At 70.5% G+C, this 14,941-nt stretch carries 13 protein-coding genes and 4 tRNA genes; 9 read left to right on the plus strand and 8 right to left on the minus strand.

The window, feature by feature from the left end; translation table 11 throughout:
* Positions 1–28: 28 nt before the first annotated feature.
* The 7 genes from VF632_RS00695 to VF632_RS00725 form a co-directional block, all read right to left on the minus strand.
* Positions 29–346: a hypothetical protein gene (locus VF632_RS00695; protein ID WP_331020912.1), complete on the minus strand. Its 318-nt coding sequence runs from the start codon at positions 344–346 to the stop codon at positions 29–31.
* Between the two features lie 75 nt (positions 347–421).
* Entirely contained in the window at positions 422–2,071 is a 1,650-nt protein-coding gene (locus tag VF632_RS00700; RefSeq protein ID WP_331020913.1) for a TROVE domain-containing protein, read from the minus strand.
* Positions 2,072–2,596: 525 nt separating this feature from the next.
* Positions 2,597–2,720, minus strand: a tRNA-OTHER gene (locus tag VF632_RS00705).
* Positions 2,721–2,734: 14 nt separating this feature from the next.
* Positions 2,735–2,860: transfer RNA gene (locus tag VF632_RS00710), tRNA-Asp, on the minus strand.
* A gap of 39 nt (positions 2,861–2,899) precedes the next feature.
* Positions 2,900–3,026, minus strand: a tRNA-OTHER gene (locus tag VF632_RS00715).
* A gap of 20 nt (positions 3,027–3,046) precedes the next feature.
* Positions 3,047–3,120 (minus strand) — tRNA-His (locus VF632_RS00720).
* 236 nt (positions 3,121–3,356) lie between these two features.
* Positions 3,357–3,566 (minus strand): hypothetical protein, encoded by a 210-nt coding sequence (locus VF632_RS00725; protein ID WP_331020914.1) that lies wholly within the window; start codon positions 3,564–3,566, stop codon positions 3,357–3,359.
* Between the two features lie 442 nt (positions 3,567–4,008).
* On the opposite strand from VF632_RS00725, the gene VF632_RS00730 reads away from it, so the two are divergent.
* From VF632_RS00730 to VF632_RS00770, 9 genes are all read left to right on the plus strand, one after another.
* Positions 4,009–4,560: a Uma2 family endonuclease gene (locus VF632_RS00730; RefSeq protein ID WP_331020915.1), complete on the plus strand. Its 552-nt coding sequence runs from the start codon at positions 4,009–4,011 to the stop codon at positions 4,558–4,560.
* Positions 4,561–4,672: 112 nt separating this feature from the next.
* Positions 4,673–5,491: a bifunctional hydroxymethylpyrimidine kinase/phosphomethylpyrimidine kinase gene (gene thiD, locus VF632_RS00735; protein ID WP_331020916.1), complete on the plus strand. Its 819-nt coding sequence runs from the start codon at positions 4,673–4,675 to the stop codon at positions 5,489–5,491.
* Between the two features lie 425 nt (positions 5,492–5,916).
* A complete protein-coding gene (locus VF632_RS00740) occupies positions 5,917–7,977 on the plus strand; it encodes a thioredoxin domain-containing protein (protein WP_331020917.1) in 2,061 nt (686 codons plus the stop codon).
* A 155-nt stretch (positions 7,978–8,132) separates the two neighbouring features.
* Positions 8,133–8,606, plus strand: coding sequence for a hypothetical protein (locus VF632_RS00745; protein ID WP_331020918.1), 474 nt, complete (start codon positions 8,133–8,135; stop codon positions 8,604–8,606).
* Between the two features lie 32 nt (positions 8,607–8,638).
* The gene (locus VF632_RS00750; RefSeq protein WP_331020919.1) at positions 8,639–10,219 is read left to right on the plus strand and encodes an aminopeptidase P N-terminal domain-containing protein; all 1,581 of its coding nucleotides are present in this window, start codon (positions 8,639–8,641) and stop codon (positions 10,217–10,219) included.
* A 19-nt stretch (positions 10,220–10,238) separates the two neighbouring features.
* Entirely contained in the window at positions 10,239–11,297 is a 1,059-nt protein-coding gene (locus VF632_RS00755) for an alpha/beta hydrolase family protein (protein WP_331020920.1), read from the plus strand.
* 73 nt (positions 11,298–11,370) lie between these two features.
* The gene (locus VF632_RS00760) at positions 11,371–12,183 is read left to right on the plus strand and encodes a DUF429 domain-containing protein (protein ID WP_331020921.1); all 813 of its coding nucleotides are present in this window, start codon (positions 11,371–11,373) and stop codon (positions 12,181–12,183) included.
* Between the two features lie 4 nt (positions 12,184–12,187).
* Positions 12,188–12,685: a hypothetical protein gene (locus VF632_RS00765; RefSeq protein WP_331020922.1), complete on the plus strand. Its 498-nt coding sequence runs from the start codon at positions 12,188–12,190 to the stop codon at positions 12,683–12,685.
* A 234-nt stretch (positions 12,686–12,919) separates the two neighbouring features.
* Positions 12,920–14,416, plus strand: a complete 1,497-nt coding sequence (locus VF632_RS00770) for an FAD-dependent monooxygenase (protein ID WP_331020923.1) — start codon at positions 12,920–12,922, stop codon at positions 14,414–14,416.
* A gap of 64 nt (positions 14,417–14,480) precedes the next feature.
* Here VF632_RS00770 and VF632_RS00775 read toward each other — a convergent pair whose 3' ends face one another.
* The gene (locus tag VF632_RS00775) at positions 14,481–14,933 is read right to left on the minus strand and encodes a hypothetical protein (RefSeq protein WP_331020924.1); all 453 of its coding nucleotides are present in this window, start codon (positions 14,931–14,933) and stop codon (positions 14,481–14,483) included.
* Between the last annotated feature and the right edge of the window lie 8 nt (positions 14,934–14,941).

The raw sequence follows: 14,941 nt of genomic DNA on the forward strand, positions 1-14,941 counted from the left end.
AACAGCACTCTGGATCGGTCTGAGACCCTTACTCATCTTCGTCCCAGCGGCGGTCGGCGCGTACTTCCTTGCGCCGGAGGTGCTGGAACTGGCGGTCCCGGGTGCGCTGCCGCTCCGTGCTTTCGCTGACGGACTCGATGCGGTCCGCCCGAACCCACGCGCGGCTGCCCGACAGGTCCACCAGCTTGATCCACCGCGGCCTCCACCTGCGCTCCAGCGCCGTGCCGATCCGTGCCGCCGTCTCGGCCGACACGTACCACACCGCGAACTCGGTGGTCACCTCGTAGTAGTCTCCGGGCCCGGCCGGCCGCTCCGGCAGGCCCTGCATGTGCTTCAGCCCGTTCATCTCACAATTTCTAACGTTGGATGTTCGACCTTCCGGCGCCGGCGGCACGCCCCGGCATCCCGGGGCGTGCCGCCTTCAACGCGCGAAGTCGGCGATCAGCTGGGGCGCGGCGGCGTCGAAGCCCACCACGTCCAGCATTCCGGCGTCGTTCGGGTCGGCGATGGTGAACCCGTTCGACGCCATCCCCACGACCACCAGCTTCGCGGGGATGCCCGTGCGCTCCCGGTACTGGCGGAGCGCCTGGGCGGGGTGGATGGAGCCGGCCCACGTCTCGTTGTCGGTGTAGACCACGAAGACGTCCACCTTCCACCCGTGCCTCAACGCCTCCAGCATCGGCAGGGCGCAGTCGGTGCCGCCGAACCCCATGCTGGAGATGGACCGAACCACGTCGTCCAGCCGCTGCCGCGGGGAAATGGCCAGCGTCGAAAGCCCGCTGCTCATCCCTGCCCACTGCGAGGGGTACGACCCGGAGGTGAACGCCGTGAAGAAGTGCTCCGGCTCGCTGGCCGCCGTCACCAGCGCCATCGCCGCCGACCCTTCACGGCAGGTCAGCCCCTCCAGCCCCATCACCATGGCGGCCATCGACCCCGAAACGTCCAGGGCCAGCATGGTGCGCCTGCCCGTGGGCTGCACCGCGGCGAACGACAGGTAGAACGCCGCGTCCAGTGCATCCACCACCTCCGCGACCGGCTGCCACGTGTGCTGCCCGCGCACGCCCCGGCCGCCGGCGTACGTGCGCAGCGCCGACAGCACCTGCACCGGGTGCACCCGCGCCTTCTGCAGCGCGGGGCCGTTCGCCAGCCGCTCCGCCACCATGCGGGCCGCCTCGCTCCCCGGCGCCACCAGCCCCACGCGGGTCAGGGTAGCCAGGTTGCGCACCAGCGCCGTCAGCGGCATCCGCTCCAGCAGCGCCTCCCACACTACCGCGTGGTTCAGCAGCGCGGTGGGCAGCATCTCGCGCGTCAGCCGGTGCTCGCGCACCAGCTCCGCCGCTTCGCCGGGCGACAGCTCCTCCCGATGCAGCCGGTCCGCCGCCCTCACCTGCGCCAGCGCCTCCCCCTCCAGCGGCACCAGCGCCGCCGCCTCGCGGTTCCTGGCGACGGTGCGCTGGAAGAGCGCACGCTGCTCCGGCGACGCGGGCCGGGGGTGCGCCAGCCGCAGCGCGTCGCGGTGCGACCACCCGTCGCGCGACGGGTACTTCAGAAGCTGGTACGCCAGGTCGCGCGGCTCCTTGCTGGTGTACCACGCGGCCACCGCCCGGCGCACACCGCGCCCCCATCCGCGGAACCCGCCCACGAACTGCAGCCAGTGGAACAGGTGGGTCCCCGTCCGCGCCACCCGCGGCAGGGCGGCCAGCGCCGCGGCCCGGGTCGCCTCGTCGCCCATCCCCGCCGCCATCGCCAGGACGAACAGCGCGGGATCGTTCCGGGGGGCACGTCCCGACTCGCTCATCTCCACCACGCGGGCGACCACGCGCGGGCCGTCCTGCGCGATGCACTCGGCCACGGCGGTGGCGTTCTCCGCCGTGAGCTTCCGCTCGCCGACGTAGTACGTTCCGCCCTCCGAACCGAGGACCAGGAACCGGTCCAGCCGGTCCCAGTTTCCGAGCTGCCAGGCGAACCCGCCCGCCGAGTTGGGCACCTGCGTGGAGCCGGGGATGGGCTCCCCCTGCGGCGTGAGCATCGCCCGGATGCGAGTCGCGAAGTGCTTCGTGAAGTCCAGCATGGTACTCGCCCTCCTTTCCGGGCCGGGAGTGGTGTGTGCGCCAGGCGAACGTTCGCTCGGCGGTGAAAAACTGGCGCCCCGGGCAAGGGAGCTTCGTCCGGCTGGCCCTCCACCTGGGAGAGAGACGATAACCGGGCGAATTCGGCCCGGGGTGCCAGTCGTGGAGCGCGCGGCCGGTGGGGATTCGAACCCCGGGCTCACCGGATAACCCTCCGCCCTCGGCCCGCCGGAGCGGACGTGACTTGGGGAGGATCGCCACGGCCGGACCGCGTCTCCGCTTTCTTTGTGGCCCGGGCGGATGAGGGATCAGCTCGGCCCCCAGGTCGCTGGTTCCGGGGAAGGTTTGGAGCGATAACCGAAGCTGTTCGACCCACCCGGGCCCCTGCGATGTATCTTCGTGCGCCGCCCGTGGCGGATGTGAGGCGGGGCCGGACCGGCTTTTGGCCGGGACGATTTGGAATCGGTGGTAACCGGACCCATCGACCCGCCGCGGACGGCGCACGCACTTTCTCAATTCGTATCCAGGTGCCACGGCGGGGCTCGAACCCGCAACCTCCGTGTCCGATAAGCCTTGCCTGTCGGCCCGCGCAAGGCGGGCGTGGGTGATCGGCGAGGCAGCACGGCGCTCTACCCATTGAGCTACGGGGCACGCTCTCTGTTCAGTGGACCTGGCGGGACTCGAACCCGCGACCTCTCGAGTGACAGTCGATAACCCTCCGCCTTCGGCCCGCGCGGTGGCGGACGAGATGCGGGGAAGGAACAGCGCTCTACCAGCTGAGCTACAGGTCCATCATCTCCGTCCGCCTGGACGGGTAGTGCATCGCACGGAATGCCCGGCGGGATTCGAACCGCGGCCTCTGGATTAACGGTAAGCCTTGCCTGTCGGCCCGCCTTGCGGACGGACGAGGAGTCGGCGAGGCACGGTCCGGTGCTCTAACCACTGAGCTACGGGCATTCCGGTGCATGCATCCCGGCTGGGGTGACCGACGGGTGTCGAACCCGTGCCTTCGGATTCACGATCCGACGCTCTGCCGTTGAGCTACGGCCACCACGTGCCGGTTCCTGCGTTGGGCCGGCGGGAACGATCCGCCCCGGCCGCGGGGGGTCGCGTTTGTCCACCCGGGCGAGGCTTCACGCCCCGCCGGCCCGGTCCTTCACCATCCGCATCCCTCGTCAGCGTTCATCGTCCTCCCTTTCCCCTGGATGCCGAAAAAAGAATCGCCCCGCCCGGCAAGCTGCGCGGGCGGGGCGACGTGCATCGCTCCCCTGGTCCGGAACCGGGCGCCTACCGCGCGCCCGCCCCGATCCCCCCGCCGAAGATGTCGTCCCGCCGGTCATTCCCGCTTCCGAACCCGATACCGTAGCTGCACGGCACTTCCATCGCCGCCCAACGATGATCGCCGCTCGTCCGATTGGCGCACGACGCTCCCAGCCCCAGTGCGGCCAGGCAGGCCGCGGGGTGGATGTTCGTGGGCTGGACGAAGGACATGGTCATCGAAGCTTCGATCTCCGGTTCATGGTGGATTCTGCTCCACCGGGATCAACAAAAAAAGAGCCGCGTCCTGATGCCGCCGGTCCACGCAACGTGGTCCGGGGGCCGGCCCTCCGCACTGCGAAAAGGCTGGCGATCATCGGGACGCGACTCCCAAGGCGGGGAGTCTAAACGGCCCTCCGGCAGTTGTCAACCCCCTCCGTGAACGGCGCTCATCCCGCCATCCCGGGACCGCTCGCGGCGGCCACCGGCCATCCAGGTGCGGACGATGGCGGCTCGGATGCCCCCAACCCAGTTCGACCTGGAGAAGTATGCGGCGTAACCTCTTTCTGCTGAACGGCTTTTGTGCTGTCCGTGGCGGAAAGAATTTGTTTTGCAAACGATGCGACGAGCGTTAGCTTTCCCCTCAGTCACACCGCGTCGCGACGTACCACGGAGGTACCGAATGAAAGTTCTCGAGCTCCCCCGCCCGGCCACGATCGACGACCTGTACCGGGTCGAAGGCAAGGCCGAACTCGTACACGGACAGATCGTCATCATGGACGGAACCGGCTTCAGGCCGATGCGGGCGGAGGCGGCGATCTACCGCTCACTGTGGGACCACGAAGTAGCGTCCGGCGGCGGATACGCACTTCCGGGCGGTGGATACGTGGTGGACCTTCCGCACCGCAAGTCGTTCTGCCCCGACGGCGCGTGGTACACCGGGCGCGATACGGGCGGCCGCTTCATGGAGGGCGCCCCCGCGCTCGCCATCGAGGTGCGCAGCGAGGGCGACTACGGCCTGACCGCCGAGCGCGAGATGGCGGCCAAGCGGGCCGACTACTTCGCAGCCGGCACCCAGGTGGTGTGGGACGTGGATGTGCTGCGCGCGGGCGTGATCCGCGTCTTCCGTGCGGACGATCCCACTCGGGCGTCGCTCTTCCGCCGTGGCGAGCTCGCGGACGCGGAGCCGGCCGTGCCCGGGTGGCGCTTTACCGTGGACGAGCTTTTCCGATGAGACCACAGCGGGGGCAGCGGCGCGACACGCTGCTCCCGCGCACGTTTGCGCCGCAACGAGCGCGTCTGTACCCTGTGCGTCTCACGATCCGAATCACCCGAACGCCCCCGGCATGACCAGCAGCACGATCGACAAGCCGCCCATCGCACTGACCATCGCCGGGTCCGACTCGGGCGGCGGCGCGGGGATCCAGGCAGACCTGAAGAGCTTTCATGCCTTCGGCTGCTTCGGCACGACGGCGATCACCGCGATCACGGTGCAGAACACCCGCGGAGTGACGGGCGTGCACGCCGTTCCGGTAGACATGGTGCGCGCGCAGATCCACGCCGTAGCCGAGGACCTGCCGCCCGCCGCCTGCAAGACGGGGATGCTGGCCACGGCCGAACTGGTGCGGGCCGTGGCGGAGTCCATTCGCGAGCACGCCCTGCCGAACTACGTGCTGGACCCGGTGATGGTGGCCACCAGCGGCGATCGGCTACTGGACGAGGACGCTGTGCGCACCATCATCGACGAGCTGCTGCCGTTGTCGGCGCTGGTGACGCCCAACCTGGACGAGGCCGCGCTGCTGGTGGGCTTCGCGGTGGAGGACGCCGACTCCATGCGCCGCGCCGCCGAGCAGCTTGTGCAAATGGGCGCACGCGCCGCCCTGCTGAAGGGCGGCCATCTGCGCGGGGCGGAGCTGGTGGACGTGCTGTGGGACGGGCGCGAATGGCACCAGTGGAAGCGCCCCAAGCTGGACACGCGCAGCACGCACGGCACCGGGTGCACGCTGTCGGCGGCCATCGCGGCGGGGCTGGCGCACGGGCGCCCGTTGCGGCAGTCGGTGGAAGACGCGCTGGAATACGTGCAGCGGGCCATGCGCGCCGCCCCGGGTTACGGCGCCGGCCACGGCCCGCTGAATCACCTGGTAGGGGCGTCCCCGGCTCGTTAGCCAGTGAGGGGCGCAGCGCCGAGGCGCTGGTGCGAGTCCCAGCCGTGCCGGGCGAATGAATTCGCTGCAACGACCACACGAAGTCTGCCTTCGCAGACTGGCTTGTCGCGACGCGAGTTCGACCCTGTGGCGCGACCAGAACATGGTGCAGTTCTCCCCCTCTCCCGCTTGCGGGAGAGGGGGCCGGGGGGAGAGGGCAGCCGAGGCATGCGCCGGAGCCGGTCGAATCGCCGCGTCACTCTCCAGGGGCGACCCCGTCGGGAGCACCGGGCCAGCAGAACCCCACACGGAGTACTCCCCTCTCCGCACAGCAGTACCGTGCGGGGAGGGGCCGGGGGAGGGGCCCACCGGAACGCAGCTTGCCGCGCCGCCCTGCCCCGTCCGGCAGCCGCCGCACCGGCCCGCAACCATCTACGCGACGCGCGATGCCCAACCGCCTGGCGAACGAAACGAGTCCGTACCTCCTGCAGCACCAGGACAACCCGGTAGACTGGTACGCGTGGGGTCCCGAAGCGCTGGAGCGGGCGCGCGCCGAAGACCGGCCCATCCTGCTGTCCGTGGGCTACTCCGCATGCCACTGGTGCCACGTGATGGAGCATGAATCGTTCGAAGACCCGGCCACGGCCGCGATCATGAACGAGCACTACGTGAACATCAAGGTAGACCGCGAGGAGCGCCCCGACATCGACAGCATCTACATGAGCGCGGTGCAGCAGATGACGGGTCACGGCGGATGGCCGATGACGGTGTTCATCACCCCCGGCGGCGCGCCCTTCTACGGAGGCACCTACTACCCGCCGGAACCGAGCCACGGCCTGCCCTCGTTCCGGCAGATCCTGCTGGCCGTCGCCGAGGCGTGGCGCGAGCGGCGCGCCGATGTAGACCAGAGCGCCGAGCACATGGCCGAGGCGCTGCGGGAGAGCGGGGAGCTGCGGGCCACGGCGGGCACGCTGGACCCTTCCATCCTGGATCGCGCCTACCGATCGCTGGCCTCGCGCTTCGATTCCGCGTGGGGCGGCATGGCAGGCGCACCCAAGTTCCCCCAGCCGCTGACGCTGGAGTTCCTGCTGCGCACCTGGAAGCGTACGGGAAACGCCGATGCCATGCGCTTCCTGGACGTGACGCTCCGTCGGATGGCGGCCGGCGGCATGTACGACCACGTGGGAGGCGGATTCGCGCGGTACAGCGTGGACGCGCACTGGCTGGTGCCGCACTTCGAAAAGATGCTGTACGACAACGCCCTGCTCGCGCGCCTCTACACGCACGCGTGGCAGGCCACGGGCGACGATGCACACCGCACGGTGGCGGAAGACGTCCTGGCCTGGGTGACGCGCGAGATGACCTCGCCGGAGGGCGGCTTCTACTCCGCGCTGGACGCCGACAGCGAGGGCGAGGAAGGCAAGTTCTACGTCTGGACGCCGGGCGAGATCGACTCGATCGTTGGAGTGGAGGACGGAGCGCTGGTCCGCGCCTACTACGGCGTGACGGAGGCGGGCAACTTCGAGGGGCACAACATCCTTCACGCCTGGCGCACGATGGACGAGGTTGCCGCCGAGCAGGGCGTCAGCGTCGAGCGCCTGCAAGACGCGCTGGACCGAGCCCGCCCCCGCCTGTACGAGGAGCGGGCGAAGCGCGTGTGGCCTGGGCGCGACGACAAGGTGCTCACGTCGTGGAACGCCATGATGCTCCACGCCTTCGCCGAGGCCGCCCGCGCGTTCGAGTCGCACGAGTACCGGCGGATCGCCATCACCAGCGCGGAGTTCCTGGTGGGCCGGCTGCGGACGGAGGACGGCAGGCTGGCGCGCACGTACAAGGATGGCCGCGCCAAGATCCCCGGCTTTCTGGAAGACCACGCCCTCCTGGCCGAGGCCCTGGTCGCCGTCTACGAGACCACGTGGGACGAGCGCTGGCTGCGGGAAGCCCGCACGCTGGCGGACCAGGTGCTGCAGTCGTTCTGGGACGAGGAACAGGGCATTTTCTACGACACGGCGGCAGACGCCGAGCAGCTGGTGATCCGTCCCCGCGACCTGTTCGACAACGCCACCCCGTCCGGCAACTCGGCGGCGGTGAACGCGCTGCTGCGGCTGGCTGAGCTGGTGGGCGACGAACGGTACTCGCGCGTGGCGCGGCGGGTGCTGCAGTCGCTGGCGGACACGATGGCCCGCGTTCCGGCCGGGTTCGGCCACCTGCTCTCGGCGCTGGACTTTCACCTGGCCACGCCGGCCGAGGTGGCGTTCGTGGGCACGCCGGGGGAGGCGGAGACGGACGCAATGCTTCGCGTGGTCGGCCGCGCCTACCTGCCCAACACCGTCACCGCCCTGCGCCGCGCGGACGAGGGCGGAGACGAGGAACTGATTCCGCTTCTGCGGGGTCGAACGGCACGGGAGGGTCGCGCGACGGCGTACGTGTGCGAGCGCTTCGCGTGCCAGCAGCCGGTGACGGACCCGGCCGCCCTCGCCGCGCAGCTGGGCCTGGGGAGTGCGTGAGTGCGGTAGTGCGGAAGTGATTCGGGCACTTCATCGGGCACTTGCGCCCGTCCGGCCCCGACCGGCACTATGCGCGCTGCACCTCTGGCGCGGCGGAGCAGTAGCGTCGATCCGGTTGTGAACGTAGTTGCCGCCTTTACCGTGGGGTTACCCAGATGCGCAAAGCCGTCCTGCTCACCGTCCTCGTGCTTGCCGCCTGCGCCCGTCCCGTGGCGTCGGACGCGGGCACGTCCGAGCCGCCCGCTTCGTCCGGCGGCGCACCTTCTACCGGAGCCCAAGTGAAGCTCGAATTCCAGCAGGGCCAGGGAGGCAGCTCCAACGGGGGCGAGCAGGGCGCGACGGCCACTGCGGGCAGCGGCCAGATCGCCATCCGCGGCACCATGCAGACGCCCAACCCGTGCTACAAGCTCTCCGGCGAGCTGCAGCAGCAGGGGCAGACGCTGTCCGTTCGCGTCGTCGGCCAGGCAGACCCCGACGTCATGTGCATCCAGTCGATCGGGGCCGTCCCATACACCGCCACGCTGCGCGACGTGGCACCCGGCACCTACACCGTTCGGGTGATGCACACCTACCCGGGCACCGGGTGGGATGCCGCCGCCGCCCTGGAGACGCAGGTCACTGTCCGGTGACGCGCCTCTCCATCCGCCCGGCCCACACGACCATGCACGCAGCCCTGCGCCGCGCCTTGTTGCCCGTTGTCGCCGCGGCGGCGTTCGTCCTTCCCTCGCGGGCCCAGGGCCCGGTTCCACCCCCGCGCGGCAGCCCCGACCCGTTCACCCTGGCGGCCACGCCCGCACCCGCGCCCATCTCTGCGCAGGAGCACGCGCGCAGGCGCCAGCAGCTGGCCGCAGGGATGGGCGACGGCGTGCTGGTGGCGCTGGGGGCGAGCGAGCCCGAGACGGACTACACGTCTTTCGCGCAGAACTCGCCCTTCCGCTACCTGACGGGGGTGAACGAGCCGGGGGCCGTGCTGGCCATCGTCAAGCGGGGCGGGCAGGTGACCGAGCACCTGTTCGTGCTCGCGCGCGACCCCTCGCGTGAGGTGTGGGAAGGCCCGCGGCTGGGGGCGGAGCGTGCGCAGGCCCTCACGGGCATCCCCACGCGCACGGTGCAGCAGATGCAGGAGGCGCTGCGCCCGGCGCTAAGCCAGGCGACCACGCTGTACACGCTCAGCCCACTGAGCCCGGATGGCTCGCGGAGCGAGTTCCTGCGCCCCGACCAGCAGTACGCGCAACGCCTGCGCGACCAGTACAAGAACCTGACGCGCGTCCAGGACCTGGGCAACGCACTGTTCCGCATCCGCGCCACCAAGACCCCGGCCGAGCTGGACCTGATCCGCCGCGCCGTGTACATCACCATCCTGGCCCACCGCGAAGCCATGCGCGCCACGGAGCCGGGGATGAACGAGTTCGAGATCCACGGGCTGATCGAGGGCACCTTCCGCCGCTACGGCGCCGAGCGCCCCGGGTTCGGCAGCATCGTGGGCTCCGGCCCTAACAGCACCACGCTTCACTACCGCCAGGCCGACCGGTTCATGCAGGCCGGCGAAACGCTGGTGATGGACATCGGCGCCTCGTACGCCGGGTACACGGCCGACGTCACGCGCACTGTTCCGGTCAGCGGGCGGTTCAGCCCGGAGCAGCGGCAGATCTACACCATCGTCCTCGACGCGCAGAAGGCGGGGGAGCGCGCGGCGCGCATCGGGGTCCCGCTGACGCGGGTGCAGCAGGCCGCCTTCCAGGTGGTGGCCACCGGGCTGGCGCGGCTGGGGCTGATCGAGTCGGCCGACGCCACCTACGAGTGCTCGCCAGGGAGCCAGTGCCCGCAGGCGGCGCTCTTCTTCATGCACGGCATCGGGCACGGCATCGGCCTCGACGTGCACGATCCCGACCCGTCGTACCCCAACTACGGAGGAGGCTTCAAGGTGGGGAGCGCGTTCACCATCGAGCCCGGCGTCTACATTCGCGCCGACGCGCTGGACTACCTTCCCGACACGCCGCGCAACCGGCAGCTGATCGCCCGCATTCGTCCCAAGGTGCAGCAGTACCGCAACATCGGCGTGCGCATCGAGGACGACTACTTCTTTACCGAGGCCGGGCTTGAGCGCGTGACCGAGGGCGCCCCGCGCGAGATCGACGAGATCGAGGCGCTGATGGCGCAGGAGAGCTTCTGGAACCGCGAGCGCCGTCCGCAGGTGGTGGAGTGGTACCGGGCCGCCGTTCCCGCCACCACCACGCCGTGACCGCAGGACAGGCGGGGTGATGGCGCATCCCCGTCATGCGGCCGCCGCCGCGTGCCTCCTGCTGGCGCTGGGCGGGTGCGCGCACGCCATGCCCGCGGGCCAGGCAGGGCCCCTGCTGGACGCGCTGTTCGCCCCGCCCACCGCCGCGGAGATCGCGGCGGTGGAGGCCGACTGGGCGGTTCGCGACACGCGGGTGCACGACTTCCGGGTGGAGCACGTGGAGCGCGACGGCGCCACCGGGCGCACGATGGTCGTCTCGCACGTGGTGGACGGAGCGCGCCACTACGGGGCTGTGCGCGTTCCCGACGGCGCTGCCGGACCGCTTCCCGTGCTGGTCATTGGGCATGGGGGCGACAACGGCGCCACGGGCTATCACTTCTTCCACTCCGGCCGGCTGGCACGCGGGTTCGTGCAGGTGCTCCCGTCGTTCCGGTCAGAGACGCTGCGCCTGACCGCGCTTCGCGGCTGGCGCTCCGGCGGCACGGCGAGCCCGTGGGACCGCGACGTGGACGACGCCATCGCGCTGCTGAACGCCGCGCTCGCGCACGTCCCGGAAGCGGACAGCACGCGCATCGCCGCGTTCGGCCGCAGCCGTGGCGGTGGGGTGATGCTGCTGATGGCGATCCGCGACCCGCGCATCAGGGCGGTCGTGAGCGCCGTGGGGCCTACGGACTTCCTGCTTCCCGAGGTCCGCCGCCTGGCCGGCCGAGCGCTGGGCAGCCGGGTGGCGCGCTTGCCCGGGGCCGGGTACCTGGCCGACAGCGTGCTCTTCGCCCTGCGCGACGGACGCACGACGGTGCCGCAGGCCCGGATGCAGCTGCTGCGGCGCTCTCCCGCCTGGTTCGCGCACCGCCTTCCGCCCGCGCAGGGACACTACGGCGCGCTGGACCCCAAGGTCGCTGTGGAGCACGGCGATCGGCTGAACGCCGTGATGCGCGGCATGGGACGCGACACGGTTGCCTGGCAGTACCATCGCTATCCCCAGGGCCGCCACCGGTATTCGTCATTTCCCGGCGCGATGGCGCGCACGGAGGAATTCCTCGTCCGGGCCGTGAACTCGCCCCGCGTCCCGCGCTGACCGCTCATCTCCCCACATCCCGACCGATGAACTTTCCGATGTCCGCCGCACACCGCCGGCGCGGAGCGCGCGCGTGAGCCGGTTCCGCTACTTCGGCGGCGTCGATTTTTCCGGCGCCAAGGAGCCGCTTTCCACGCTGTGGACGGCCGTCGGTGAGGAGCGCGACGGCAAGCTGTGCATCGTCTCGCTCTGCCCGCAGCCCTTTCGCGCGGACCTGGTGTCGTTCGTGGCGGATGGATGGCGCAAGCACGCCGGCGCGGCGCCGGACGACGGCATCCTCTGGGGCGCCGACTTTCCCTTCGGGCTGCCCGTGGACGTGGTGAACGCCATCGAGGGGCTGCGCGAGCGGTCGTGGCGTGGGGTGGCGTCGTGGGTGGCGGACCGGCCGCCGGAAGAGATCCGCGAGGGGTTGCCCGCCTTCCACAAGGCTCCGCGCGCGACGGACACCAACGGCGCGATGGCGCCGCTGGACCTGCGCCTGTACCGGCAGACGCTGGAGGGGATCCGCGTGCTGTGGGAGCTGCGCGACGCGGCCGAGGTCTCCATTCCGCCGGTGGCGCCACGGACGGACGCGGGGACGGTGGTGATCGAGGTCTATCCGGCGGGCGCGGTAAAGGACTTGGGGATCAAGGGATCGAAGGTGCCGTTCCGCCCGGGAGAGGTGCGGGCGCGGCCGGCAGCGTTTCGACCGTTCTTTTCGTTCGATCACCCGTCGCTGGAAGCCATCGCCTGCACGCTGGAGGACGCGCGCGACGCGTGCCTGGCGTGCGTGGTGGCCTGGCTGTGCCGCGACGACCTGGACCAGCCGTTCCGCCTGGACCGCGTCCCGCGCCAGACCATCGAGACGGAAGGCTGGATCTACCGCCCACCCGCCGCGCTGGGGTGATCTGATGTGGATCCGAAACAGCGCGAAGGTCCGCATCGCCGCGGCCGCGAGCCTGTGTGCCCTGACGGCGTGCCAGGGCTCCGCGCCACGCGTGCGAACGCCGTCCAACGTGGCGGGCGAGTACGTGCTGGTGGAGCGGGACGGGAAACGGCTTCCGCACACGATGCGCCTGTCCGAGCCGGGGAAACGATGCGACATGACGCTGATCCGCGACGTGCTCGTTCTGCGGCCGGACGGCGAATTTGAGGGCGAGTTCGAATCCTACGTGCGGTGCGAGGGCCAGCCCCGCCCCGACAGCACGGACGCGCGCAGCTATAACGGCACGTTTCGCCTGCACGGCGCACATGGCGATACGGTGGTGCTCGTGGAGAGGGGCCTCGAGTCCCGGGCGAGGCAAAGGGGTGTGCTCAAGGGAGACGAGTTGCGCGTGGAGTTCGAAGTGCTCACCGAGCCTCGCCGTACAATGCGTTTCCGCTACGTCCGCCAGGACGCGACGCCGTAGGCGCGCGGCGGCGTTCCCGCTGGCGAACGCGCAAAGGGCGCGGGGGATGGTCTCCCCTGCGCCCTGTCTGGTTTCGTACGGTGCTGAACGCGGCGACACGGATCATCTCCCTCGCCACGATCAACATATAGCACACCCGGGGACTTGCGGCCAGCCCGGGGGAAGGCCGCAGGATTGCCGCGCCGAAAAATTCTTCGGCCAAGGCCTGACACCTGGGGAATGGGAGGCGCGAAGATGACACACCACGCCGTGGTGATTGCCGGAGGCGGCCCGACGGGGCTGATGCTCGCGGGGGAGCTGGCGTTGGCGGGCGTCGACGTAGCCATCGTAGAGCGGCGCGCCAGCCAGGAGCTCGCCGGCTCGCGCGCCGGCGGCCTGCACGCACGCACCCTCGAAGTCCTCGATCAACGTGGAATCGCTGAACGCTTCCTCGCGGAGGGGCAGAAGGCCCAGGTCGCGGGGTTCGCCCAGATCCGGCTGGACATCAGCGATTTCCCGACCCGCCACAACTACGGGCTGGGGCTGTGGCAGAACCACATCGAGCGCATTTTGGCCGGCTGGCTGGACGAGTTGAAGGTGCCGATGCACCGCGGATGTGAGGTGGCGGGCTTCACGCAGGACGACACCGGGGTGAACGTGGAGCTGGCCGGCGGCCGCTCGATGCGGGCGGAATACCTCGTCGGGTGCGATGGAGGACGCAGCGTGGTCCGGAAAGCGGCGGGCATCGACTTCCCCGGGTGGGACGCGACGACCAGTGCCCTGATCGCCCAGGTCCAGATGGCCGAGGAGCCGGAACTGGGCATCCGCCACGACGCGCTCGGGGTGCATGCCCTGGGCAAGGTGGAGTACGAGCTCCGGGACGGCGAGGTAGTCTACAGCGCTGGCGGCACGGTAAGCGTCATGCTGACTGAGCGGCACCCCGGCGCCACCGGCGAACCCACCCTGCGCGACCTCCGTGAGGCGCTCGTCGGCGTCTACGGGACGGATTTCGGCATTCACAGCCCCACCTGGATTTCGCGATTCACCGACATGGCCCGGCAGGCGGCCGCCTACCGCGACCGTCGCGTCCTGCTGGCGGGCGACGCCGCGCACGTGCATAGCCCGGTGGGTGGACAGGGCCTGAACACCGGTGTGCAGGATGCGGTAAACCTGGGATGGAAGCTGGCCCAGGTGGTCAACCGGACGTCGCCGGAAAGCCTCCTGGACACCTACCACGCCGAGCGGCACCCGGTGGCCGCCCGCGTGCTGCGCAACACGATGGCGCAGGTGGCGCTGCTCCGCCCGGACGACCGCAGCAAAGCCGCGCGCGAAGCCATGGCCGAGCTACTCAGCATGGACGAGCCGCGCCGCCGGCTCGCCGCGGAGATGTCGGGGCTGGGCATCCGCTACGACCTTGGCGAGGGGCACCCGCTGCTCGGCCGGCGCATGCCCGACCTGGACCTGGTCTCCGCCGATGGGCCGCTTCGGCTTTTCACCCTGCTGCACCGTGCCCGGCCGCTGCTTCTGAACCTGGGTGAGCCCGGAGCCTTCGACATCACCCCGTGGGCGGATCGCGTCGAGCGGATCGACGCCCGGTACGATGGCCCGTGGGAGATTCCGGCGATCGGAGCGGTCACGGCGCCCGCCGCGGTGTTGATCCGGCCCGACGGATACGTGGCCTGGACGGGAGACGGGACCCAGGCGGGGCTCGCGGAGGCGCTGACGACCTGGTTCGGACCGCCCAGGGCGTAGGCGCACCGGCCCGACGAGGTTCGACGGCTTAAGGATCGTCACTTCGACCCTTGAACTGCGGCCATCACGGCACGATCAGGACGGACCACTCCAGGTTCGCGTCGGCGCGGATCGCGGTGACCAGTCGCGGGGCGGACCCGGACGCGGGGGGCGCGTCGACGCGAAAGGAACGAGTGGAGAAGAGCCGTACCTGCAGCGTGTCCGATCCCTCCTTGGGAATCAGTGCCCACGGAATCATGATGGCTGAGGAGAGTGGCCCAAGGCTGGAAATGGCGAGGCTGGGGCCTCCGCGCGTGAACGACACCTCCCAGCGCTGGAACTCCGGAACTCCGAGCGTTCCCGACGAGCCGGGGAAGATGGGAATCAGAAGGTCCTGCCCGGCGCGGAGCGTTACCGAGGGGCTGCCCCGCCGCGCCACGCTGTACAGGGTGAACTCCGAATGCGGCACGGCACCCACCGCCGGCACCGGAAGCCGCACCCGAAGCCCGCCCGCGACGGCGGCACTGTCGAGCGGCACCGAGGCCG

This window comes from Longimicrobium sp. (genome assembly GCF_036388275.1).
Classification (GTDB): Bacteria; Gemmatimonadota; Gemmatimonadetes; order Longimicrobiales; family Longimicrobiaceae; genus Longimicrobium.

Excerpts from the sequence above, each read along its gene's own strand:
- VF632_RS00730 (WP_331020915.1), top strand. The coding sequence starts at position 4,009 with ATGAAAGTTCTCGAGCTCCCCCGCCCGGCCACGATCGACGACCTGTAC.
- VF632_RS00740 (WP_331020917.1), top strand. The coding sequence starts at position 5,917 with ATGCCCAACCGCCTGGCGAACGAAACGAGTCCGTACCTCCTGCAGCAC.
- thiD (WP_331020916.1), top strand. The coding sequence starts at position 4,673 with ATGACCAGCAGCACGATCGACAAGCCGCCCATCGCACTGACCATCGCC.
- VF632_RS00695 (WP_331020912.1), bottom strand. The coding sequence starts at position 346 with ATGAACGGGCTGAAGCACATGCAGGGCCTGCCGGAGCGGCCGGCCGGG.
- VF632_RS00700 (WP_331020913.1), bottom strand. The coding sequence starts at position 2,071 with ATGCTGGACTTCACGAAGCACTTCGCGACTCGCATCCGGGCGATGCTC.
- VF632_RS00770 (WP_331020923.1), top strand. The coding sequence starts at position 12,920 with ATGACACACCACGCCGTGGTGATTGCCGGAGGCGGCCCGACGGGGCTG.
- VF632_RS00745 (WP_331020918.1), top strand. The coding sequence starts at position 8,133 with ATGCGCAAAGCCGTCCTGCTCACCGTCCTCGTGCTTGCCGCCTGCGCC.
- VF632_RS00750 (WP_331020919.1), top strand. The coding sequence starts at position 8,639 with ATGCACGCAGCCCTGCGCCGCGCCTTGTTGCCCGTTGTCGCCGCGGCG.
- VF632_RS00765 (WP_331020922.1), top strand. The coding sequence starts at position 12,188 with ATGTGGATCCGAAACAGCGCGAAGGTCCGCATCGCCGCGGCCGCGAGC.
- VF632_RS00725 (WP_331020914.1), bottom strand. The coding sequence starts at position 3,566 with ATGACCATGTCCTTCGTCCAGCCCACGAACATCCACCCCGCGGCCTGC.
- VF632_RS00755 (WP_331020920.1), top strand. The coding sequence starts at position 10,239 with ATGGCGCATCCCCGTCATGCGGCCGCCGCCGCGTGCCTCCTGCTGGCG.